Origin of the sequence: Sphingomonas aquatilis, assembly GCF_014196115.1 — a bacterium.
GTDB lineage: Bacteria > Pseudomonadota > Alphaproteobacteria > Sphingomonadales > Sphingomonadaceae > Sphingomonas > Sphingomonas aquatilis.
On record NZ_JACIDB010000008.1, the window covers coordinates 77,813 to 100,774 of the forward strand.

Annotated in this window: 15 protein-coding genes; 9 read left to right on the forward strand and 6 right to left on the reverse strand. The window is 69.2% G+C overall.

Going from position 1 to position 22,962, the window contains the following annotated elements; all coding sequences use genetic code 11:
- Positions 1-184 precede the first annotated feature (184 nt).
- The gene (locus tag GGR47_RS15135; protein WP_244304954.1) at positions 185-5,965 is read right to left on the reverse strand and encodes an alpha-2-macroglobulin family protein; all 5,781 of its coding nucleotides are present in this window, start codon (positions 5,963-5,965) and stop codon (positions 185-187) included.
- 214 nt (positions 5,966-6,179) lie between these two features.
- On the opposite strand from GGR47_RS15135, the gene GGR47_RS15140 reads away from it, so the two are divergent.
- The 6 genes from GGR47_RS15140 to GGR47_RS15165 all read left to right on the forward strand — a co-directional run bounded on the left by GGR47_RS15140 (position 6,180) and on the right by GGR47_RS15165 (position 12,777).
- Positions 6,180-7,550, forward strand: a complete 1,371-nt coding sequence (locus GGR47_RS15140; protein WP_147035058.1) for a glycosyl transferase family protein — start codon at positions 6,180-6,182, stop codon at positions 7,548-7,550.
- The gene (locus GGR47_RS15145) at positions 7,547-8,557 is read left to right on the forward strand and encodes a hypothetical protein (RefSeq protein ID WP_147035059.1); all 1,011 of its coding nucleotides are present in this window, start codon (positions 7,547-7,549) and stop codon (positions 8,555-8,557) included. Before GGR47_RS15140 ends, GGR47_RS15145 begins: the two co-directional genes overlap by 4 nt.
- 372 nt (positions 8,558-8,929) lie before the next feature.
- Positions 8,930-9,844 carry a sulfite exporter TauE/SafE family protein gene (locus GGR47_RS15150; RefSeq protein WP_043061052.1) on the forward strand — a complete coding sequence of 305 codons (915 nt, stop codon included), beginning with the start codon at positions 8,930-8,932 and terminating at the stop codon, positions 9,842-9,844.
- Complete coding sequence (locus GGR47_RS15155) at positions 9,841-10,629, forward strand: TIGR02186 family protein (RefSeq protein ID WP_147035060.1); 789 nt, start codon at positions 9,841-9,843, stop codon at positions 10,627-10,629. The genes GGR47_RS15150 and GGR47_RS15155 overlap by 4 nt, the downstream gene beginning before the upstream one ends.
- 67 nt (positions 10,630-10,696) lie before the next feature.
- On the forward strand, positions 10,697-12,382 hold the full coding sequence (locus GGR47_RS15160) for an ATP-binding protein (RefSeq protein WP_147035073.1): 1,686 nt from the start codon (positions 10,697-10,699) through the stop codon (positions 12,380-12,382).
- 65 nt (positions 12,383-12,447) lie between these two features.
- A complete protein-coding gene (locus GGR47_RS15165; protein WP_147035061.1) occupies positions 12,448-12,777 on the forward strand; it encodes a hypothetical protein in 330 nt (109 codons plus the stop codon).
- A 28-nt stretch (positions 12,778-12,805) separates the two neighbouring features.
- Here GGR47_RS15165 and GGR47_RS15170 read toward each other — a convergent pair whose 3' ends face one another.
- From GGR47_RS15170 to GGR47_RS15180, 3 genes are all read right to left on the reverse strand, one after another.
- Positions 12,806-14,293: a M23 family metallopeptidase gene (locus GGR47_RS15170; protein ID WP_147035062.1), complete on the reverse strand. Its 1,488-nt coding sequence runs from the start codon at positions 14,291-14,293 to the stop codon at positions 12,806-12,808.
- Between the two features lie 151 nt (positions 14,294-14,444).
- Positions 14,445-14,990 (reverse strand): MAPEG family protein, encoded by a 546-nt coding sequence (locus GGR47_RS15175; RefSeq protein WP_147035063.1) that lies wholly within the window; start codon positions 14,988-14,990, stop codon positions 14,445-14,447.
- Entirely contained in the window at positions 14,987-16,201 is a 1,215-nt protein-coding gene (locus tag GGR47_RS15180; protein ID WP_147035064.1) for a UbiH/UbiF/VisC/COQ6 family ubiquinone biosynthesis hydroxylase, read from the reverse strand. Before GGR47_RS15180 ends, GGR47_RS15175 begins: the two co-directional genes overlap by 4 nt.
- A 552-nt stretch (positions 16,202-16,753) precedes the next feature.
- Between GGR47_RS15180 and GGR47_RS15185 the strand changes: the two genes are divergently transcribed.
- Positions 16,754-19,081, forward strand: a complete 2,328-nt coding sequence (locus GGR47_RS15185; RefSeq protein ID WP_147035065.1) for a DNA translocase FtsK — start codon at positions 16,754-16,756, stop codon at positions 19,079-19,081.
- 9 nt (positions 19,082-19,090) lie between these two features.
- Here GGR47_RS15185 and GGR47_RS15190 read toward each other — a convergent pair whose 3' ends face one another.
- Positions 19,091-19,477, reverse strand: coding sequence for an STAS/SEC14 domain-containing protein (locus GGR47_RS15190; RefSeq protein WP_147035066.1), 387 nt, complete (start codon positions 19,475-19,477; stop codon positions 19,091-19,093).
- 42 nt (positions 19,478-19,519) lie between these two features.
- The gene (locus GGR47_RS15195) at positions 19,520-20,248 is read right to left on the reverse strand and encodes a Crp/Fnr family transcriptional regulator (protein WP_244304956.1); all 729 of its coding nucleotides are present in this window, start codon (positions 20,246-20,248) and stop codon (positions 19,520-19,522) included.
- A gap of 106 nt (positions 20,249-20,354) precedes the next feature.
- Here GGR47_RS15195 and GGR47_RS15200 point away from each other — a divergent pair, with 106 nt between their 5' ends.
- Both GGR47_RS15200 and GGR47_RS15205 read left to right on the forward strand, forming a co-directional pair.
- Positions 20,355-20,870, forward strand: a complete 516-nt coding sequence (locus GGR47_RS15200; protein ID WP_246343082.1) for a hypothetical protein — start codon at positions 20,355-20,357, stop codon at positions 20,868-20,870.
- A gap of 60 nt (positions 20,871-20,930) precedes the next feature.
- On the forward strand, positions 20,931-22,856 hold the full coding sequence (locus GGR47_RS15205; protein ID WP_183949583.1) for a S9 family peptidase: 1,926 nt from the start codon (positions 20,931-20,933) through the stop codon (positions 22,854-22,856).
- Positions 22,857-22,962: the final 106 nt, after the last annotated feature.

The window sequence follows — 22,962 nt, forward strand, 5'->3', positions numbered from 1 at the left end:
TCGTTCCGGGGTCCATCGTGGGGCTGGGGGGACGGCCTGCGCCTCCGGCCTTCCCCCTCGCCGCGGAGTGGACCCCGGACCAAGTCCGGGGTGACAGGGGATGTGAGGCGACCGCAGCGCCGCCATCCAGCGCGTCCTGATCCGGCGCTGCATCGCCGCGCCCTCCTCACAATGACCGCCCCCCTCACCGCTGCCCCACCACCACCGGCTGGTTCGGCACCTGCGCCCGCACGCTCGGCGAATACATCGCCTCCACCCGCGTCGGCGGCAGGCTGAACCGGCCCGCGCCGTTCAGCCGCAGCGCATAGCTCACCGTGAAGCGCCCGCGCGGCACCCAGGCGAAGAAGCCGCGCCAGCTGTCGTTGCCGCGCTCGATGTACGACGGTTGCACGCCATCGCTGTCGCCGCCCTCCCCCAGCATCTGCGACTGGTTGGCGAGGTCGCCGATGATCGTCGCGCCCGCGGGGATCGGATCGTCGACCACCACCCAGTTGCGCTCGGCACTGGCGTCGACGGTGATCGTCACGCGCAGCACGTCGCCGCGCGTCAGCTGCCCGGCCTTGCGCGCCTGCACCACCTGCACCGTCCGCGTCGCGCGGTATCCGGCGAAAACCGGGCTGGTCAGCGGCACCGCAGCGCGCACCAGCACCGTCGCCCATGGCCCCGCCCCGCCGCTCTGGCGCAAAACCAGCGGCGTCTGTGCGGGCGGCAGCGGCAGGCTGACCGTCCGCGCGTCGGCGGCGAGCGGCCAGCTGCGCGACGCGCTCGCCGAACCCAGCTGCAGCGTCGTCGTCCCCGCGATCGCCTGTGCCGGGTACAGCCCCGCGAACTTGCGCACCGCCACCGCGCCCCAGGCATTGGCGGTCGTCGTATCCCAATGGCCGCGCGACTGACGCAGGCTGACGCCGACCATCATCTTCGCCGCCTCGTCCTGCCAGCCCGGCCGCCCGAGCGTGACGAGCAGCGCCTTGATCGCCGCCTCGTCGCCCGACGCCATCAGCCACCACGGCGCCGACGACGCGTCGGACAGGTCGAGCCGCGTGCCCTCATAGACCAGCCGGCTGCGCAGCACGCCCTCCGCCTGCGCCTTCAACGCCGCCGCATTGGCGGCCGGCACCCGGTCGAGCGCCGCGATATAATCGGCGAGCAGCGAGGTCGGCATGTCCTGTGCAGGCAGCCCGATCTGCCCCAGCATCGCGGGCGTCGCCTCGCCCGCGCGCGCCAGCGCCGCGAACGCCACCAGCTTCTGCTGGCGCGGATCGCCATAGGTTTCGTGCCGGACGCGGCCGTCGAGCACCGCCTTCAGGCCCTCCACCATCCGCGCGCGCGATGCCGGCGGCAGCGGCAACCCCGCCTCGCTGGTCAGCGACAGCACATAGGCCGTCAGCGCCTCAGACCCGTCGAGCGATTCGCGCGGCCAATAGCGCAGCAGGCCGTCGGATGCCTGATAGGTGGGGATCGCCCCCGCCAGCGCGCTCCACCGCGCCGAATCGCCGAGCGCGACGATCCGGCTCAACTGCTGTTCGAAGCAATTGTACGGATAGCGCGTCATGTAATCGCGCACGCCCGCCAGCGGCGGCGCGAGCGTGTCGGTCAGCTGCACGTCGACCGATCCGCGCCCAGGCAACGCCCCCGCGGGCGCCGCGATCGGCAGGCTGGTGGTGTCGCTGACCCGGGTCAGCGCCGCCGCCCAGGTTTCGACCGGCACCGCCGGCACCACCTGCTGAGTGACGGTCAGCCGGTCGCTCGCCTTGCCGTCCTTCGACGTGGCCGTGACCTGCCAGCGCAGCGTCCCGCTCGCCTGAGGGGCGGTCAGGTTCCACGCGACCGGCACGGCGCGGCCGGCGGGGATCGTCACGGTCAGCGGCCGCCCTTGCGCGATCCGCGGGAACACCTCCACCTTCGCGGTGACGGTCATCGGGCGATCGCTGCCGTTACGCAGCGTAAAGCCCGCCGCATACCAGTCGCCACTGCGCACCAGCGGCGGCAGGCCCGCATAGACCGACAGATCCTGCGCGGTGCGGATCGCGGTCGATCCGGTGCCGAACAGCCCGTTGCCGTCGGTGGCGATCGCGACCAGCTTGAACGAGGACAGCGCATCGGACAGCGGCACGCGCAGCGTCGCACGCCCGCTCGCATCGAGCGGCACCTGCCCCTGCCACAGCAGCACCGGCTTGAAGTTCTCGCGGTTGATCGCCGCCGCGGCATCGCCGCCGCCGCCGCCCGCTTCCACCGCCTTGCGCCCGTAATGCCGCTTGCCGACGACCTGCATCTGCGCGGTCGAGGTGAGCACCGACAGCGGCCGCTCGCCCATCATCGCCGTCAGCACGTCCCAGCTGTCGTTGGGCGCCAGCTGCAACAGCGCCTCGTCCACCGCGACAAAGGCGACATCGGCGCTCGTCGCCGGCGAGCCATCCGGCCGCTTCACCTGCACCGCGACCGCCGCCGTGCCGCGCGGCGCGAACCGGTCGTGATCGGCCTTCACCGTCACGCCCAGCGTATGCGTCTCCCACCCCACCTTCACCTTGGCGATGCCGAGCCGGAAGGCGGGCTTGGCGAGGTCGACCAAAGCGGTCGGTTCGGGCGCGGGCTCGCTCTTCACCAGCCCCAGCGACTGGCCGATGCCGCGCAACCAGCTGGTCCAGCCGCTCTCCACCCGCCCGCGCACCGCGAGGACGGAGACGAAGACGTCGGGCGCGTACGATCCCGGCATCGGCACCTCGACCACCGGATCGGTGCCGCTGAGGTCGGTGACGAAGCTCGACAGCACGCCCTCGCGCTCCACCGTCACCAGCGCGGTCGCGGCGCGGAACGGCATGCGCACCTGGAATCGCGCGGTCTCGCCTGCCTTGTAGGCGGTGCGTTCGGGGATCACGTCCATCCGGTCGCCATTGTCGCCACCGAACCACCAAGCGTCGTCGCCGACCAGCCAGACCGACTGCACCGCGCGCGCGACATTGCCGTCCGCGTCGGTCGTCGTTGCGACCGCATAGACCTCGCCCGACACGCCGGGATCGATCGTGCAAGCGGCCAGCCCCTGCGCATCGGTGGTGGCGGTGCAATCCGCCGCCAGCTTCGTCGTGCGGATCTGGTTGTCATAGGCGTAAAAGCCGCCGATCAGCCGCCGCCGCGCGGTGAGGATCTGCCGGCTGTACAGCGCGACCGAGACCGTCTGCCCCTTGATCGGCTTTCCGCGCGCATCGAGCGCGACGAACTTCAGCCGCAGGTCGTCCTGTTTCATCAGCCAGCCGTCGGTCTTGATGCCCAGCTGCACCGCGGACGGCAGGATCGGGATGACGCGGCTGGCGGTGAGCACCTCGCCATTGGCGTCCTGATAATCCATCTCGACGCGCATGTCGGCGAGTCCGTCGAGCGCGGGCACGTCGACGTTGATATGGCCCGTACCGTCGCCGCTGAGGGTCGCCGGCAGCGTCTGCGTCGGGGGCAGCGGCGTCTCGCGATCGTCGCCGTCGCCGTTCATCGCGCGCGTGCCCTCTTCGACCTTGGCACCGCCGAAGGTGTACGCCTCATAGCCTTCCGGGTTGGCGCTGTGCGCGAACCAGCCGACGCGCACATCGACGGGCAGATTGCTCGCGCCGCCGCCGGAGAGGTAGCCGACATACAGATCGAGCGGCAGCGACTTGGGTCGCACCGCCGGCGCCTTCGGCCCGGTCACGCTCGCCCGCATCGTCGGCAATTTGTATTCGTCGACCTTGAACGATTGCGATGTGTAGGTGACGTCGTCGCCCCGCACGCCACCACGTACGATGCGCAGGTCATAGTCGCCCATCGGCGCGCCCTGCGGCACCGTCCAGCTCGTCTCGCCCACCCCGCGCGCATCGATATTGAGCGGCAGGTCAAACTGCGTGTCCGACCCACGATGGGCGAGGCGCAATGTGCCGCTGAATCCCGGCGGGATCGCAAAGCCGCTGCCGTCCGGCCGGCGGACGATATGCTTCATGTGGATCGTCTCGCCCTGGCGCACCAGCGCGCGGTCGAAGACGGTGTGGAACGTCTCGGACGGCGCCGAATAGCCATAGGGCAATTCGAAATCGTACGGCCGGATGCCCTCGCCCCAGGTCGTCAGCGCAAAGCTGAAATCGTCGCCGTTGCGCGCGGAAATCATCAACGGATGCGCGGTCGAGGTATCGGAACAGCTACCGTATGTCTCGGGCTCGGGCAGCCCCTTGGGCACCATCAGCCCGCCGCTGCGATCGGTGACGCCGCGCGCCAGCACACGGCCGGTGCAGCTGTCGCTCACCTGCACGCTGGCATTGGCCACCGGCTTGCCGCTGTCGAGCGCCGTCACCCAGGCGAGGCTGCGCTCGCGCCCCCATTTGAAGTGCACCGCCATGTTGGTGACGAGCGCCGCGGTCGCGACATAGCGCGGCGCGTTCCGCCCCAGCAGCGACCGCCCGAGCCGCGGGCTGGCGAGTTCCACCACGTAGAAGCCCGGCTTGCCCAACGGAATGCCGACGACCTCGAATGCGCGGCCCTTGCCAGGCAAGCCCAGCTTCAGCCCCGCGCCCTGGTCGCCCAGGATCGACCGGTCGCCGGTGTGGTTGATGCGCGCCACGACCTCGTCGCCGCGCTTCACGTCCTCGATGTTCGTTTCGCCCGCCGCCGCGACGGTACGCAGCCATTCGGCGACCGCCGCATCCGAATCGCCCACCTTCAGCGTCCGCCCGCCAATCGCCAGGCTCTTGCCCTGCAACGCCGGTTCGACGTTGCGCACGGTGACGGGCAGCACGCCACCTTGTGCCGATTCGAGGATACCGAAGTCGGCCGCGAACTTCACCAGCGGCGGCGCTTCGTCGAACTTCACTTCCAGCGGGAATCGTTCGGCGTTGCTCAGGCTACGACCGCTCTCGTCCTTGATCCCGGCGGGCAGCGTCAGCTTCGCGGTCGCATCGGCGGGCAGCGGCGCCTTGAAGGTGACGTCGCTGATCGTCGCCTTCTTCTTTTCGTCGTCATCGAACGTCGGCGCGATCGATTTGCCGTCCGCAAAGGTCAGCCGGATCGCCGCGGCCTGGCTCATCGGCACCGGCGCGGTGAAGCGGACGTACGCGGGCTGTACCGGGCTGCACCCGGCCTGCGGATTGGTACGGCTGCATTCGAAGCGCGCCGCGAACGGCTTGCGCACGGTGAAGTCGAACCGCTGGTCCGTGCCGGCGAGCTTGCCCGAGGCGGACGCGATCCCCTTGCCCCACACCAGCGCCATGTCGCGCCCCGGCGGCAGCGCGCGGCGGCATTTGAGCGCGGTGATCCCCGCATAGGCGGCCTGTCGCTCCGCGGGCATGGCGGGCACCGCCTCGGGCAGCCCGGCATTCTCCAGGAAGCTGCGCACCGACCAGTTGCGCGTCCCCATCTCGCCCAGCAGCTTGGCGGGCAGGCCGGCATCGAGCACGTCGACCGGAATCTTCTCGCCCAGCCCGTCGACCGCGCAATAAGCGTTGGCGGCCACCGAGGCGCGCGTCGGCGCCACCGGCGCGGCAACCAGGAACACCTGATCCTCTTCGATCTCGTCCCCCGACGGCAGCACCGCGAGCGCGCGCGGCCCGCCCGCCTCGACCGTGTAGCTCGCCCGCCCGGAGAAGCTGTAGCCCGATACGCTCTTCAGCCCCTCGACCGCATCGAAGCTGCATTTGGCATCGCCGGTCAGCGGCGCGGCGAAATCGAACACCCAGGTCTGCGGATCGACCCAGCGGCCGGTGCCGGCACAGCCCGTTTTGAACGGCGCCTTCGCTCGCGGGTCGCCCAGCGGCACCATCGCCTGATTGAAGCGGATCGTATAGCGTTCGATCGCACCGCCGCCGTTCGCACCGGCGCCGCCCGTGCCGGGCTGGGCGAGCACCACCTGCGGGCTGTCGTCACCGAATGCCGCAACGGGCGCCAGAGCCAGTGCCAGCACCGCCAACCGTACCGCCGCATTCCGCCGCATGCCCGCCCCCCGCTGTTGCGCCATGTCTAGGCGGTTCGCGGGGCCGAATCCAGCGGGCCAACGCTGTCTGTCGCATGCGCACATGCGGACCTTTATTGATCCGATTCGCGCGAAAACCTCGAAGCCGTCGGCACGACCGGCCCGTTATCTTGGGCCAAATCATATCGATGCCAGAAGCGACTTGCCGAACTTTGGTCCGTAATGGAGGTTTGTAACCGGGCGGACCGGGGGGTGGCGCGTGGATTGGATCACGGCATGTATCGATGCCGCTGCGCGCGAAACCATGTTGTTCGCCGCAGCCGGCCTGTTGATCGGCGGACTGGACGATCTGATCGTCGACCTGTGTTTCCTGGTGCGACGCGGAATGGGTCGCGGCGCCATTCCCCCGCATCTCGATCGACTAGCGGCGCCGACCGACAGCGGATGCCTCGCGATCTTCGTGGCTGCCTGGGACGAACAGGCGGTGATCGGCCAGATGCTCGCCACCGCCGTCGCGCGCATCGATCATCCCGATTACCGGCTCTACGTCGGCGTCTATCCCAACGATCCCGGCACGATCGCCGCGGCACGTGCGGTGGCGGCGACCGACCCGCGCATCCGCGTGATCGTCGGCCCGCGCAACGGCCCGACCACCAAGGCCGATTGCCTCAACAGCCTGTGGCGCGCACTCGTCGCCGACGCCGCGGACGGCCCGATCAAGGCGGTGGTGCTGCACGATGCCGAGGATGTCGTCCACGCCGCCGAACTCACCGTGTTCGACACGCTGATCGAAGGATGCGCCGTCGTGCAGCTGCCCGTGCTGCCGCTGGTCCGTCGCGGATCTTTGGTGTCCGGCCATTATGCCGACGAATTCGCCTATGCGCATATCGTCCAGCAGCCGGTACGCGCGATGCTGGGCGCCGCGATGCCGCTCGCCGGTACGGGCTGTGCGATCGCGACCGACATGCTCGCGGCCATCGCCGCGGATCGGGGCGGCGCACCGTTCGACGACACCAGCCTGACCGAGGATTACGAGCTCGGCCTCCACATCGCCGAACGCGGTGGCCGCAGCCGCTTCGCCCGCGTGCGCGATCCCCGTGACGACAGCCTGATCGCGGTGCGCGCCTATTTCCCAGACAGCGTGCCCACCGCCACGCGGCAGAAGGCGCGATGGATGACCGGGATCGCGCTCGCCGGCTGGGATCGCACCGGCTGGGGACGGCCGCAGGCGCTGGCCGATCACTGGATGCGCTTTCGCGACCGGCGCGCGCCCGTGTCGGTGCTGGTGCTCGCAATCGCTTATGCCGCGATCCTCCTGTGGCCGCTGTCGGTCGGCCTGCACTGGCTGACCGGAACCGCGGTGGCGGATGACCGGCTCGCCGACTGGCTGCTGACCGCAACCACATTGCTGCTCGTCTGGCGGCTGGGCATGCGGGTCGGCTGCACCGCGCACGACCATGGCTGGCGCCAGGCGGGATGGTCGCTGCCGCGATTCTTCGTCGGCAACATCATCGCGCTGATCGCCGCGCCACGCGCGATCCGGCGCTACCTCACGCTGCTGCGCGGCGGCCCGCTGATCTGGGACAAGACCGCACATGCCTTTCCGGAGCCAGGCACGCCGCTGGCATGACCGGCGGGCGCCCCTTGCGCTTTCTCGCGATCGTGCTCGGCGGCTGGATCGGCATGCGGACCCTGGCCCTGTTGCAGGCAGGCGACTTGCCGCTGGCGCCGCTCGCCGGCCCGGTCGAGCATATCGTCGCCGCACTCGGGATCGGACCGGCGGAGGCGGCCGCACGCGCTCCGCTTCCGACGGGCGGCGCCACACCGGTCCCACGGCCAAACCCCACGCAAATCGCGGCGCCGCCACCACTGTCGCGCATCCCGAACGCCGCCGCCCGGACGGACGGCGACCGCCCCGCGCCCGCCATGACGACGACGCCAACGCCCCGCCCCACGCCACCACCGCCCCTGCTCCCGCTCGCAACGAACGCGGCGATCACCCCGCGGGGACCATCGCGTCTTGCCGGCAGCGTCTGGGGCATCACCCGCGGCGGCGGGATCGGGCAGGCCAGCGGCGGCCAGCTCGGCGGATCGCAGGCGGGGATCCGCGTCACCTATGCGCTGGGCGCATCGCGCCGCGTCGCGCTCGCGGCGCGGTTCTCGACTCCGCTCGCCGGCCGTGGTGCGGAAGCGGCGCTGGGCCTCGACTGGCAGCCCACCCGGTTGCCGATCCACCTGCTTGCCGAACGCCGCATCGCGATCGACGGCGGCCGCGGCGGCACGATGCTCGGTCTCGTCGGCGGCTATGGCCCCGCGCCCGTCGCCGGGCCGGTGACGGTCGAGGGCTATGGCCAGGCGGGACTGATCGCACGCGACGGCACCGAAGCCTTCGTCGATGGCGCGCTCCGCCTCGCGCATCCCGTCGCGCGCCGGGGCAAGGCCCGCCTCGACGTCGGAATCGGTGCGTGGGGCGGGGCGCAGCGCGGCGCCGCGCGACTCGACGTCGGCCCGTCGCTCGGCCTCGTCGTGCCGGTCGCGAACCACAACCTCCGCCTGACCGCCGACTGGCGCCAGCGCATTGCCGGCGATGCCCGCCCCGATTCCGGCCCCGCCCTCTCGATCGGCACCAACTTCTGACGGCGGGCCCCGCCCAACCCCTCTCGTCACCCCGGCCTTGAGCCGGGGTCCCGCTTCTCCAACGGTCGACCCAAAGCGGGACCCCGGATCAAGGCCGGGGTGACGGAATAAGACTGGTCGCCATTCAGCGGGTCAGCCACTCCTCCCCCGCAAGGGGGAGGTGGCGCCGCCGAACGGCGGTGACGGAGGGGGCGGAAAGGACCGTTGCCGGTAATATAGCGCCACCTCGACCTGCCCCTCCCTCATGTCGGCGGCATGCCATCTCTCTTGGCAGGGGAAGGAATGCACTACCGCCGCGCGTCAATCGGCCCGCCGACCCGCACGATGACGATGGTCCTAGTCCCGCGCCGCCAGCCGCGTATAAAGCCCTACGTGGACCTCTACCTCCCCATCGCCAATCTGTCGGTCAACGCGCTGGTCATCATCCTGCTGGGCGGCGGCGTCGGGCTGTTGTCGGGCATGTTCGGGGTCGGCGGCGGCTTTCTGACGACGCCATTGCTCATCATCTACGGCATTCCGCCCACCGTCGCCGCCGCCTCCTCGGCCAGCCAGGTGACGGGCGCGAGCGTGTCGGGCGTGTTCGCGCATTTCCACCGCGGCGGCGTCGACGTGAAGATGGGCAGTGTCTTGGTTGCCGGCGGTATCCTCGGCAGCGGGGCGGGCGCGTGGATCTTCCAGCTGCTCAAAGCGAGTGGCCAGATCGATACGGTGATCGGCGTCGTCTATGTCGCGATGCTGGGGTCGATCGGTACGCTGATGGCGCGCGAATCGATCGGCGCCATCGGCGTCGCCAAGGGCCGCGTCCGCCCCCGCGCGCGAAAGCGGCGTCACCATCCGCTGGTCGCCGCGTTGCCGCTGCGCACGCGTTTCTACGCGTCGGGCCTCTATATCTCGCCGCTCGCGCCGCTGCTGCTCGGCTTCTTCACCGGCATCCTCACCATCCTGCTCGGCATCGGCGGCGGCTTCATCCTTGTGCCGGCGATGATCTACCTGCTCGGCATGGCGACCAGCGTCGTCGTCGGCACCAGCCTGTTCCAGACGCTGTTCGTCACCGCGGTCGCGACGATGGTCCACGCCACCACCACCAAGGCGGTCGACATCGTGCTCGCCGGCCTGCTGCTGCTCGGATCGGTGACGGGCGCGCAGCTGGGCGCGCGCTTCGCCAGCCGGGTGAAGCCCGAATATCTCCGCCTCGCGCTCGCGATCATGGTGCTACTGGTCGGCTTGCGCATCCTGCTCGGCCTCGTCTGGCGGCCGGAGGAAATCTTCACGGTCGAGCTGACGTGAGCGCGCGCGCGGCTCTGCTGCTCGTCGCGCCGGCGCTGCTTGCGTCGTCGGCGCCGCCGGGCGGCTTTGCGACGGCGAAACCGGTGCTCGTCCCCGACGTGTCGCAGCGCCAGATCGAAATCGCCTACAGCTTTACGGGCGCGGAGCTGCTGCTGTTCGGCGCGATCCTCTACCCCGGCGGCCGCCTGCCCCCCGGCGAATCGCCGACCGATATCGTGGTGATCGTGAAGGGCCCGACGCAATCGGTGCTGGTCCGCGAAAAGGAAAAGATCGCCGGCATCTGGGTCAATGCCCAGCATCAGCGCTACAGTTCGGCGCCCAGTTTCTACGCGCTCGCCTCGTCGCGCCCGATCGACCGGATCGTCGACGAACGCACCCGCGCGATCTACGAACTGGGGCTCGACAGCCTGCAATTGTCCCCCGGCTCCAATGCGGCCAGCACGGTCGAGCATCGCTTCCAGCAGGGCCTCGTCGACCTGCGCCGCCGGGCCGGCCTGTATGTCGAGGCGCCGCGCGCGGTCGAGATCACCGACGACGTCCTGTACCGCGCGCGACTCACCATCCCGGCGCGCGTCCCCGTCGGGCGATTCACCGCCGAAACCTTCCTGATCCGCGACGGCCGCGTGCTGGCGGCGGCGGTACGCGACATCGATATCCGCAAATCGGGCTTCGAACGCTTCGTCGCGCGCGCCGCCGAACGGCATGCGTTTCTCTACGGAATCGCGGCGGTGGCGCTGTCGATCGCGCTCGGCTGGGGTGCGGGCTGGGTTGCGCGCCGTGTGTGACGGTTCCCAACGCTAAATTAACCAGCGCCCTCTACCTTTGGTCCGGTATGAACGGGGATCGGGCGTGATGAACGATATGGCGGGGGCGGGTTCGTTTTCGCAAGGTACGCCGTTGAGCGCGGCGGACGTGCAGGAAACGATCGGCCTGTCCGGCGCACCGATCGGTTGCGTCCTGACGATCGCGGGCAGCAGCAGCCGCGTGCTGTTCGATCGCAATGCGCTGGCCCTGTCCGCGCAAGGATCCGATCCGGTTTCCGCCGGCGCGGGCCAGGTCGGCACCCAGATCAAGATGCGCATCGGCCAATCGTGGTTGGTCGCCAACGTCCGCAGCCTGACGCTGCGCGACGGGTCGAGCGACTGGGTCGCCGCCGAAATCGACTTCCTGGGCGAAGGCATGGAGGAACAGCTGACCGGCCGCCTATACGGCTTCCGCCGCGGCGTGACGCGCTATCCGATTCCGGGGTGCGAGGTGTTCCCGATCACCACCGCCGACCTTCAACAGATCTATTCGGCCAGCAACCGCGCGCATATTCAGATCGGCACCGTCTATCCGACCCGCGACGTGCGCGCCTCGCTCTACATCGACGCGATGCTCGGCAAGCATTTCGCGCTGGTGGGTTCGACCGGCACCGGCAAATCGACCAGCGCCGCGCTGATCCTCCACCGCATCTGCGAACTGGCGCCGCAGGGCCATGTGCTGATGATCGATCCGCACGGCGAATATGGCGCCGCCTTCGGCAACAACGGCGCGCTGTACGACGTCAACAACCTCCAGATGCCCTATTGGCTGATGAACTTCGAGGAGCATTGCGAGGTCTTCGTCACCGCCCGCGGCGAAGACAGCCAGCTCGACCGCGACATTCTGGCCAAATGCCTGCTGATGGCGCGCGGCAAGAATCGCCTGGGCCAGGGCGTCGCCAAGCTCACCGTCGACGCGCCGATCCCCTATCTGCTCAGCGACCTCACCAATTGCATCAGCCTCGAAATGGGCAAGATGGATCGCGCCGGCGATACCGCCCCCTATCTCCGGCTCAAGACCAAGATCGAAGAGATCAAGGCCGATCCGCGCTACGGCTTCATGTTCTCCGGCATGCTCGTCGCCGATTCGATGGCGGATTTTCTCGCCCGCATCTTCCGTATGCCGGGCGGCGGCAAGCCGATCTCGATCATCGACGTGTCGGGCGTGCCGTCGGAAATCACCTCGGTCGTCGTCGCGATGCTCAGCCGCATGACCTTCGACTTCGCGATCTGGGCGCGCAACGAGCCCAGGCGCCCGATCCTGCTCGTCTGCGAAGAGGCGCACCGCTACATCCCGAGCAGCCTCGGCGCCGACGGGCGCAACGCCTCGGTCGGCCGCATCCTCGGCCGCATCGCCAAGGAAGGGCGCAAATATGGCGTCAGCCTGGGGCTGATCACGCAGCGCCCGTCCGATCTCGAGGAAGGCGTGCTGTCGCAATGCGGCACGATCATCGCGATGCGCCTCAACAACGAACGCGACCAGGCCTTCGTCCGCGCGGCGATGCCGGAGGGCGCGCGCGGCTTCCTCGATGCGATCCCGGCGCTGCGCAACCGCGAATGCATCGTCTGCGGCGAAGGCGTCGCGGTGCCGATCCGCGTCAGCTTCGACAACCTCGAACCCGCCAAGCAACCCGCGTCCACCGACCCCATTTTCTCGCAACTCTGGTGCGACGCCGGTGGCGAAGACGATATCATCGCCCGCACCATCCTCCGCTGGCGCGCCCAGGGGCGGTAACGTTCGACCCCGCCGGTGCGTCGATCCCAGCCATGTGGTACGGTGGAAGCGGAGGAACCGGGTCCATGGCCAACGCAATCCTGTCGACGCTTTTCGTCTTGCTGACCTGCAGTCTGGCCTATCGGGCCAACAGGTGGTTCCGCGGTGAAGCTCGTCTTCCGATGCAATGGGGGTTGGCCGGTAACGTGAACTGGTCGGCACCCCGAGCGGTCGCCTTTGCCTTCATGCCGATCCTAGCGGGTGTGGTGCTGGGTTTCGTGACGATCCTGTCCATGACGGTCCCGCCCAGGGCAGGTCAGGAACATCTTGTTCTGCCGGCGACAGCCTTTATCGGGACGGCCCTCGTCGCGACGCAGCTCATCCACTTCTGGCTGATCCGGCGAACGCTACGCTAACGCCACCGACGCGGCTTCGCCAAGCCGCCTACCGCCCGCCCACTGGCACTGCGAGCAGCCCCGCCGCATAGCTGCGGAACCGCCGCAGGTCGCTGCCCGACAGCGCCGCGACGCTGGCGAAGCTGATCGAGCGCGGGTTTACCGTCTGGCCGTTGCGCCATACTTCCCAGTGCAGATGCGGTCCCGTCGACAGGCCGGTCGAGCCGACATAGCCGATCACCTGTCCCTGCCGCACATGCTGGCCGCGCGTCACCGCGATACGGCTCATATGGCCATAGCCGCTGGCAAGGCCGCCGGCATGGCCGAGCTTGACGAAATTGCCGTAGCCGCCCGAGCGCCCCGCGCCCTGCACCACGCCGTCGAGCACCGCATAGATCGGCGCGCCATAAGGCGCACCGATGTCGACGCCCTTGTGCATTTTCAGATAGCCGAGCAGCGGATGCATGCGGAATCCGAAGGACGAGGTGATCCGCCCCGCCACCGGCATGCCCATGAAGCCGCGGCGTTCGCTCTGCCCCTTGGCGTCGAACCAGCTCGCATGGCCGTCCGCATCGTCCCAGCGGACCAGCTCGACCTTGCGGCGCCCCTGGTCGATGCCGGCGAACAGCAGGTCGCCGAGCCGCTGTTCGCCGGTCGCAGCGCGGTCGCGCTGGATGATCAGGTCGAAGCTGTCGGCGGCCCCTACGTCGCGGCCGATCGACAGGCGCGTCGCCAGCGCCTTGATGTAGCTTTCAACCACGCGCGCCGGCGCGCCGGCCGCGCGTGCCGAGCGGTACAGGCTGGAGCCGACGAGACCCTGGATACGCAGCGGTGTGCGGTCGACCGCGATCGGCTGGCGTGCCAGCACCAGGCCGGTGGCGGCCCGATCGAGCGTCAGCGCCAGATCGAAGCGTGCACGCAGCGACAGCTTTTCGAGCGGCCGGGCGACGGTGCGCGTCGGGCGGCGGCCGAGCGTCAGCGACAGGCGGGTGCCCGGCTGAATGTCGTCGAGCGATACCGCCTGCGCGATCAGCTCTGCCGCACGCGCCGCATCGGCGCGACCGACGCCGGCACGGGTCAGGACGTGCGCCAGCGCATCGCCCTCACCCAGCGTCGCGCTGAGTTCGACATGCGGGCGTTCGGGTGCCTCGGCGAGCGGCGAGACGAGGTCGTTCGCCGCCATGCGATGGCCAGTGTCGCCGCCCCAGGCGAGCGGCGCGATGGCCTGGCCGCGCGCCTCTTCCCAGGCGGTGCCGTCGAGCGCCGCGGGCGCCGCGCCGACCAAGGGGCGGATACCGGGATTGAGCGCCCAGACCGTCGCCAGCAGGCCGGTCAGCGTTGCGAGGCCGCGCCACCAGTCACGCGTGCCGATCTGCGCGCCGAGGTCGGGCGCCCAGTCGATCGCGCCCCAGTCGATACCGAACAGCCCCGGCGTCCGCACCGCCGGCCGCGCGCCGGGCACGCCCGGCAGGCGCACGAACGGGCGCGCCGCGGTGCCGCCGGCCAGCTCATAGCCTTGATCGTTGCGCAAAAACACGCGGGCGGCGCCTCATGATCCATGCGCCGCGTCCCCCCGGCGTCAGGGTGGCAGCGTTGTGGGGCCAAAGCGCTAAAGTCAAATTAAGCGCGGAATGTGCGGGTTACGCCTGCGACGAGCCGGTTGCCCGCTGCGGCAGACAGGGGCCGGATTAGCGCAGCAGCGCCAGCGCCGCCATCAGCAGCGCCGCAACGCTGGGATAGAAGGTCAGGCCGAAGCCCAGCGCGCGCGCCGCCGCGCCGTCGCGATAGCCGCTCCAGAACAGCAGCCGCCCGGCCGAGAAACAGGCCGCGAATAGCGCAACGGCCACGCGCGCATGATCGTCGAGCAGCGTCAGCGCACCATAAGCGATCGCGGCGAGCAGCGCCTGTTCGGCGGTGTTGCGCAGGATGGCATTGGCCGCATCGACACGCGGGTCGACGCCGTCGCCGCCATCGATCGCGCTGGCCGAAGCGAAGCGCCGCCGCGCGACGTCGCCGATCGCCGCCGCCACCCACAGACCCAGCGTCAGCAGCGCGACGCCCAGCGTCCAGCCGCGCGCCTCCAGCATCATCGCATCGCCGTGGGCGTAGCCGATCAGCGCCAGCGCCACCGTCACGACGACGGCGATGCCCATGGCGCGCGTCACGCCTGCCTGCGCGCGGGCAAGCGGCGTCGCGGGTGCCCGCTTCGCCGGATCGACCGGCGTCTCGCTCACACCAGCAGGCCCTGCAACAGCTTGGGCAAGGTGCCGCTTTCGCCCCGCGCCTCAGCCATGAAGCGATCTTTTAGCGGCGGCAGGCGGTCGACCGCCGAAATGCCGAAGCGGCGCACCGCGCTCGCCGTCTTGCCCGGAATCCCGAACAAGCGCGTCAGCGTATCGGTGGCGGCGGCGACCATGAACGTGTCGAGCCCGCGCCAGCGCTGATAGCGTTCGAGCAGCGCCGGATCGCCCAGGTCCAGCCCCAGCCGTTTGCCCTCGACCAGCACCTCGGCCAGCGTCGCGACGTCGCGCAGGCCCAGGTTCAGCCCCTGCCCCGCGATCGGATGGATGCCGTGCGCGGCATCACCGACCAGCGCCAGCCTCTCCGCCGTGATCCGCGCGGCATGGTGAAAGCCCAGCGGATAACTGGCGCGCGGCGATGCGGCGGTCAGTTCGCCGAGGAACCCGCCCATCCGCTTGGTCGCCTCTGCCAGGAAGGCGCGGTCGCCCAGCTTCATCATGCCGGGCCCATCCGCGCCCTTCACCGACCAGACGATCGCCGAGCGATGGCCGATGTCGTCGTCGGGCAGCGGCAGCAGCGCGAACGGGCCGGCGGGGTAGAAGATTTCGTAGGCGACGTCTTCGTGGGGATATTCGTGGTGGAACGCGCCGACGATCGCGGCATGGTCATACTGCCAGCGCGCCACCGGGATACCCGCCGCCTCGCGCGTCGGCGAATTGCGCCCCTCCGCCACGATCACCAGCGGCGCGGTGACGGTGTTGCCGTCGCTCAACGTCGCGGTGACCTGATGCTCGCCGCGCACCAGCTCGGTAGCGCGCGTCTGCATGCGCAGGTCGACGTGGTGCGCGGCGGTCGCGGCGGCGGACAGCGCGGCGCGCAACGCCTTGTTTTCGTACATCGTGCCGAGCGGATCGTCGTTGTCGCCAGGCCGGAAATCGAGCTTGCCCGGCGCCAGCCCGTCGCTGACCCGGATATGCCGGATTGCGCAGCCCTTGCCCGCCAGCGCCTTGCCCACGCCGATCGCATCCAGCATCCGCCCGCTGGCGCTGGCGATCGCCGACGCGCGCCCGTCGAAGCCGGGGGCATGGACCACCGCGGGGTCGGCGGGATCGACGACGATGCTCGTGACCCCATGCGCGTCGAGCGCCAGTGCGAGCGTGGCGCCGACCAGGCCCCCGCCGAGGATGATGACGTCCGAATTCATGTGCATCCCTCTACAGGTCGCCGCGCACCGTGCCAACGCTCCCTACGGTCGTGGGGCAGGCGTTGTTCCCGGCGGGGGAGCGGTTCGGAAAGTCACAAAAGTCACGCCGACGCACGTGTTTTTCGAAACGGGAGGCCTGCGGTGATATAGAGCGTGGAAGGGGTGGCACGGATGGGGCGTGTAGGACAGCGGGAATGTGGTCGGCCGATTTCGTTATCCATATTCAATGGGTTGGCGGGCGGCGGCGGTAGCGGCGATCCAACGGGTCCGACGCTTCGTAGCCGACGCCTTGTCCCTGGACTGTTTTGCCCATCCCCGTTCACCTGGTGAGCAGGTTGCCGAGCCTCCCAGGCTCGGCTGAAACCATCCGGGGGATGGTTTCACCTGCTCACTGTCGAAGGGCGGCCCACGAGCGCATCGCTGGTGGCACGCGCCCTTCGACAGGCTCAGGGCGAACGGGTGAAGCAGGCGATCGGCCCGCCATCTTGACGGAATCGCGCCATCGGCCGATGAACCCGCGTTAACTTTTCGGAACATTGAAGGAATCGAGCGATGGCGAGCCGTGCGCAGCCAGGGCTGTTGCGTGAGACGGTGAAGGCGGGCGCCGTACGGGGCGGCGCGTTGGTCGCCGCGATCGCGCTGTTCGTCGCCACCGCGGTAATGGTACTCGCGCTGGCGAGCTATCGCGCCAGCGACGCCGCGCTCAACACCGCCTCCGGGGGCCCGGTGCAGAATCTCGCCGGCCCGCCCGGCGCCTGGTTCGCCGACCTCGCGCTCACGCTGTTCGGCCCGGCGGTCGCCCTGCTGCTGCCGATCGCGCCGATCGTCGCCGCGCGGCTGTGGCGCGATCGGCCCGCGGGGCGCTGGCTCGCGATGCTGCGCAATGCCGCGATCGGCGTGGCGCTGATCGCCGCGGCGCTCGCCTTCGTTTCCGATGCGTCGGTGCTGGCGCTGCCCGCCGGATGGGGCGGCGTCGCCGGCCTGTCGATTGCGAAGGCGGTGGAATGGGGCCTGTCGTTCATCGGCCAGCCGGGCGCAGAGCGCTGGGCGGCACGCGGCATCGGCCTGATCGTCGGAATCGCCGGTATCGTGATCTGGGCGAAGAGCCTCGACATCGACCTCGGCGACCGCCGCTTCCGCCTGCGCCGCACGCGTGGCGACGCGATCGGTGCCGATGACGATGGCGACGATCTGTACGACGACGCCTATGACGACGGGGACGAGGAACCGCTCCAGCTCGCGCGCAAGGTCGTCGAACCGCGCGCGGTCGCGACGCCAGACCCGCGTCCCGCCCCCAACATCGCCGACCGCAATCTCGCGCCCTCCGCCGCCAAGCCCAAGCCGAAGCAGCAGAGCCTCGACCTCGGCCACAGCTATACGCTGCCGCAGCTCGACCTGCTCACCCCTGCGCCACCGGCGCCGAAGGGCACGATCGACAAGGCCTCGCTGGAACGCAACGCGCGCCTGCTCGAAAACGTGCTCGACGATTTCAAGGTACACGGCGTCATCAACGAAGTGCGCCCCGGCCCGGTCGTGACGATGTACGAGCTCGAGCCCGCGCCGGGCATCAAGGCCAGCCGCGTCATCGCGCTCGCCGACGATATCGCGCGCAACATGTCGGCAATCTCGGCGCGCGTCGCGGTGATCCCGGGCCGCAACGTCATCGGCATCGAACTGCCCAACCAGAAGCGCGAATCGGTCAGTCTGCACGAACTCGTCGGCAGCCAGACGTTCGAGGATCAGGCCGCGCAGCTGCCGATCATCCTCGGCAAGAACATCGCCGGCGATCCGGTGATCGCCGATCTCGCCCCCATGCCCCATCTGCTCGTCGCCGGCACCACCGGGTCGGGCAAGTCGGTCGGCCTCAACTGCATGATCTTGAGCCTGCTCTACCGGCTGACGCCCGAACAGTGCCGGATGATCATGATCGATCCCAAGATGCTCGAACTGAGCATGTACGACGACATCCCGCACCTGCTGTCGCCGGTCGTCACCGATCCCGCCAAGGCGGTGCGCGCGCTCAAATGGGCGGTCGAGACGATGGAGGACCGCTACCGCCAGATGTCGTCGGTCGGCGTGCGCAGCCTGGCGGGCTTCAACGACAAGGTCCGCGCGGCGAAGGCGAAGGGCCAGCGCCTCGGCCGCCGCGTCCAGACCGGCTACCATCCCGACACCGGCCAGCCGGTGTATGAGGAAGAGCAGCTCGACTACGAACCGCTGCCGCAGATCGTCGTCATCGTCGACGAGCTTGCCGACCTGATGATGACCGCGGGCAAGGAGGTGGAATTCCTGATCCAGCGGCTCGCGCAAAAGGCGCGCGCCGCGGGCATCCACCTGATCATGGCGACGCAGCGCCCGTCGGTGGACGTCATCACCGGCGTCATCAAGGCGAACCTGCCGACGCGCATCAGCTTCCACGTCACTAGCAAGATCGACAGCCGCACGATCCTGGGCGAACAGGGCGCCGAACAGCTGCTGGGCCGCGGCGATATGCTCTATATGCCCGGCGGCAAGGGCATCGTCCGCGTCCACGGCCCCTTCGTCAGCGACGACGAGGTACGCGCCATCGCCGATCACTGGCGCGCACAAGGCCAGCCCGATTACATCAGCTCGGTCACCGAAGAGCCCGAGGACAGCTTCGCGCTCGACGGCGCGCCGGAAGGCGAGGACACCGCCGAGGACCAGCAGTATCGCGCCGCGATCCAGCTGGTGTGCGAATCGCAGAAGGCCTCGACCAGCTGGCTGCAACGCCAGCTGCGCATCGGCTACAATTCCGCGGCGCGGCTGATCGAACGCATGGAAAAGGATGGCATCGTCGGCCGCCCCGACCATGTCGGCCGCCGCGAAGTGCTGCGCGATACCGAAGGCCACGCGATCTGAGGCGGGGGATCAGGCCCCGTCCGGGGAGAACAGCCATGCCACGGCCGCGTCCCGATCGACGAAGTAGCGGAATTCGGCGTGGTCGCGATTGGCGCGCTCGGCCTGAAACCTGGTGAGCGCGGCGCCCGTGTAGACCGCGACGCGTCGTGATCGCACCGCAGGATCGGCCATCATCGCGATGAATCCCGCCACGACCTCCTGGCTCTGCACCATCGCGCCCGAATAGTCGCACAGGCTGACCGGCTCGCGGCCCGTTGCGCGGATACGGGCAACCGCATCCTCCAGCGCCCGACGGAAATCCGCCAGCGTCTCCAGCGTCCAGAAGCCCTGCATCGCGGTCTCGAAGCAGCCGCGATCCATATCGACCGTCACGCGAAACGTCGGGTGCGTATCCATCCGACGCCTTCTATGCCGCCGGGGTTACGAGTCGGTGAAGCCCTACCGCGCCACCGGCAGCCACGCAGGCTCGAACGCCGGCTGGCGCGGCGGCAGCGGTGACAGCTGCCGCAGGCGATCGACGTCGAGCAGCCGCACGCGATGCCCCGTCCGCGCGATCAGTCCCTCGTCCTCCAGCGCGCGCACCGTGCGGTTAACGTGAACCCCGGTCAGCCCGAGCAGATCGCCGATCACCTCCTGCGTCAGCGGCAGATCGAACGCATCGTCCTCCACCAGCCCGATCGGCGTCAGCCGGGTGTGGAGATCGATCAGCAGCCGCGCCAGCTGTTCGCGTGCCGAGGCATTGCCGGTGATCGCCAGCATATCCATCAGCGCCAGCCGCTCCATCTGCACCGCCACCGTGAACAGCGCGGCGAGGCGCGGCGCCGTCTGGTACAACCGCCCGAACCGCGCATAGGGCACGAGCGCGGTCACCGATTCGGTGATCGCGGTCAGTGTGTCCGCCGCCTCCGACAGCACCATCGTCGGCGTACCCAGCATGTCGCCGGGCAGATGCACCTTCTGGATCAGGCGGTTGCCGCTGCGCAGGATGATCGACGAGGCCACCCAGCCTTTCAGCTGCAGGTAAAAGCCGCTTACCGTATCGCCTTCGCGCTGGAAGACTTCGCCGCGCCGGCGCATCACCGCGCCCTCGCCGAGCGTGCCGAGCAGTTCGACTTCGGTGCGGGTGAGATCGGCGAACGCGCGGTAACGGTGGATCGGATACGTCATATACGTCAGGTTTGCCGACCGTTACGCTGGCGTTCAAGCTGAACCCCCTTGATGCAAAGCAGGACGCCGGCATGATGGCGCGCTCACGCCGCAGGGGGCATCGATCATGACACGCATCAGCGGCCGCGCGCGATCCTGTCTGGCGCTCCCGATCCTCGCACTGCTCGCAACCGCAGCCGCCCCGGTTCCGCCGACACCGCGCGAGCGTGCGATGATGGACGCGATCGAGCGCAGCATCGTTCTGCCGGCAAAGGCCCGGCCGCTGGCCGCCTATGGGCGCAACTATGCCTGGGCGGACCCGACGCATGTGGTCGCCACCTACCTGTTGCCCAGGCTTTCGTCCCCCCCGGGCGAGCAGTGCAGGGTCATGCAAGACTCTGTGATGCGGCCCTGTTCCAGACGGGAGATCGCGGATATTGCACGACAGGAGGCCGAAGCCCGTGCCGCCGAAACGCCCGCCGGGCACCGCCGCTGGTTCGCGCGCCCGGAGGGATGGCCCACGATCTTCGATGGCGGCTGCGCGCAGGTAAATGTCGCCTATGACGTTCCCAATCAGCGGATCACCCAGGTGGCGTGCAACGGCGACCTGACGGCCCCGCCCCCCGATCGCCATTTTCCTTGATCCCCGCCGCCAAGCTGGCAAGGTGTAGCTAAGACATAATACACCGGGGAGTATCATTCGATGAAACGCATCGCCGCCGCCGCCGCGCTTCTGCTGGCCGGCACCGCCATGGCGCAGGACAGCGCCACGATCGCCCCGCCCGCCGCGATCGTGGCGGATGGTATCCCGCCGGTGCCGCAGGCGCTCGCCGACGCGACGCGGCCTTATATGGAATCGCGCTCGTCGGCGTTCGGCGGCTGGAATCCGGTGACGCGCGGGGTGCTGATCGCGACGCGCTTCGGCAATACGGTGCAGGCGCACGAGGTCGCAATGCCGATGGGCGCGCGCCGCCAGCTGTCGTTCGAGGCGGATGCGATCGCCCGCGCGAGCTACGCGCCCAAGCGCGGCGACGTGATGGTCGTGCAGAAAGACGTCGGCGGCAGCGAATTCTGGCAGCTCTACACGCTGCGGGATGGCCGCCTGACGCTGCTGACCGACGGCAAGAGCCGCAACGCGATCAACGCCTGGAGCCATGACGGCCGCTGGCTCGGCTATTCGTCGACGCGGCGCAACGGCGCGGACAACGACCTCTACGTCATCGATCCGCGCAATCCGAAGAGCGACCGGCTGGTCGCGCAGGTGAAGGGCGGCGGCTGGGCGATCAGCGACTTCGCACCCGATGCGAAGACCGCGGTCGTCACCGAATATCGCTCGGTCAACAAGACCAACCTGTATCGGATGGACGTCGCGACCGGCGCGATGACACCGATCGGCGATCCCGCCGCCGCCATCGCGTACGGCGAGGCCAAGTTCGCGCCCGATGGCACCTTGTGGGTCACGTCGGACGAGGGATCGGACTTCCAGCGCCTCGGCACGATCGATCCGAAGACGGGCCGCTTCACCGCGGTCGCCCCCGAACCGAAGTGGGACATCGACGCCTTCGACATTTCGGACGACGGCCGCACCATCGCCTATGTGGTCAACGAAGCGGGCATCGACCGGCTGAAGCTGCTCGACGTCGCGAGCCGCCGCGCCCGCACCGTGCCGCTGCCCGCCGGCAGCATCGGCGGCGTGGCATTCGCGCCATGGGGCGCGCTGGGCTTCTCGCTCAATTCCGCTAAGGCGCCGACCGACACCTATTCGCTCGATCCCGCGACGCTGACGGTGACGCGCTGGACGGCGAGCGAAACCGGCGGCCTCGATCCCGCGCGCAACGTCGAACCGGAATTCGTCGAGGTGAAGAGCTTCGACGGCGAACCCGTGTCGGGCTTCCTCTACCGCCCCGATCCCAAGCGCTGGCCCGGCAAGCGCCCGCTCCTCTTCAACATCCACGGGGGACCGGAGGGGCAGTCGACCCCGGGCTTCCTGGGGCGCAACAATTACCTGCTCAACGAATTGGGCATCGCGCTCTTCTATCCGAACGTCCGCGGCTCGACCGGGTTCGGCAAGCGCTTCGTCGCGCTCGACAACGGGCCGTTCAAGCGGGAGGATTCGGTGAAAGACATCGGCGCCTTCCTCGATCGGTTCGACAAGGATCCACGCATCGATGCGAAGCGGATCGCGGAGACCGGCGGCAGCTACGGCGGTTATATGTGTTACGCGCTCGCGATCCGGTACGGTGACCGGTTCAAGGCGGCAAACTGCATCGTCGCCATCTCCAACTTCGTCACCTTCCTCGAAAACACGCAAAGCTACCGCCGCGACCTGCGCCGCGTCGAATATGGCGACGAGCGCGATCCCGCCCAGCGCGCCAAGCTGGTCGAGATCAGCCCGCTCACCCGCGCCAAAGAGCTGAAGATCCCGCTGATGGTCGTCACCGGCGGCAATGATCCGCGCGTGCCCGCCTCGGAAGCCAATCAGATGGTCGCCGCGGTCCGCGCCAATGGCGTCCCCGCCTGGCACCTGCTCGCCAAGGACGAAGGCCATGGCTACGCCAAGAAGGAGAACCAGGACTATCAGTTCTGGACCAGCCTGATGTTCTGGCAGGCGAACCTGCTGGGGAAGTGATGGATCGAATGGCATTTAAGCACTTGTGATCAAACGATGAATTAGAATCACCGCCCTCATACCCCGGCCGTACCGCACCCACCCTCACCCTTCGCCGCCTATGGCG

Excerpts from the sequence above, each read along its gene's own strand:
- GGR47_RS15185 (WP_147035065.1), top strand. The coding sequence starts at position 16,754 with ATGGCGAGCCGTGCGCAGCCAGGGCTGTTGCGTGAGACGGTGAAGGCG.
- GGR47_RS15205 (WP_183949583.1), top strand. The coding sequence starts at position 20,931 with ATGAAACGCATCGCCGCCGCCGCCGCGCTTCTGCTGGCCGGCACCGCC.
- GGR47_RS15190 (WP_147035066.1), bottom strand. The coding sequence starts at position 19,477 with ATGGATACGCACCCGACGTTTCGCGTGACGGTCGATATGGATCGCGGC.
- GGR47_RS15195 (WP_244304956.1), bottom strand. The coding sequence starts at position 20,248 with ATGACGTATCCGATCCACCGTTACCGCGCGTTCGCCGATCTCACCCGC.
- GGR47_RS15135 (WP_244304954.1), bottom strand. The coding sequence starts at position 5,965 with ATGGCGCAACAGCGGGGGGCGGGCATGCGGCGGAATGCGGCGGTACGG.
- GGR47_RS15145 (WP_147035059.1), top strand. The coding sequence starts at position 7,547 with ATGACCGGCGGGCGCCCCTTGCGCTTTCTCGCGATCGTGCTCGGCGGC.
- GGR47_RS15200 (WP_246343082.1), top strand. The coding sequence starts at position 20,355 with ATGACACGCATCAGCGGCCGCGCGCGATCCTGTCTGGCGCTCCCGATC.
- GGR47_RS15160 (WP_147035073.1), top strand. The coding sequence starts at position 10,697 with ATGAACGATATGGCGGGGGCGGGTTCGTTTTCGCAAGGTACGCCGTTG.
- GGR47_RS15180 (WP_147035064.1), bottom strand. The coding sequence starts at position 16,201 with ATGAATTCGGACGTCATCATCCTCGGCGGGGGCCTGGTCGGCGCCACG.
- GGR47_RS15165 (WP_147035061.1), top strand. The coding sequence starts at position 12,448 with ATGGCCAACGCAATCCTGTCGACGCTTTTCGTCTTGCTGACCTGCAGT.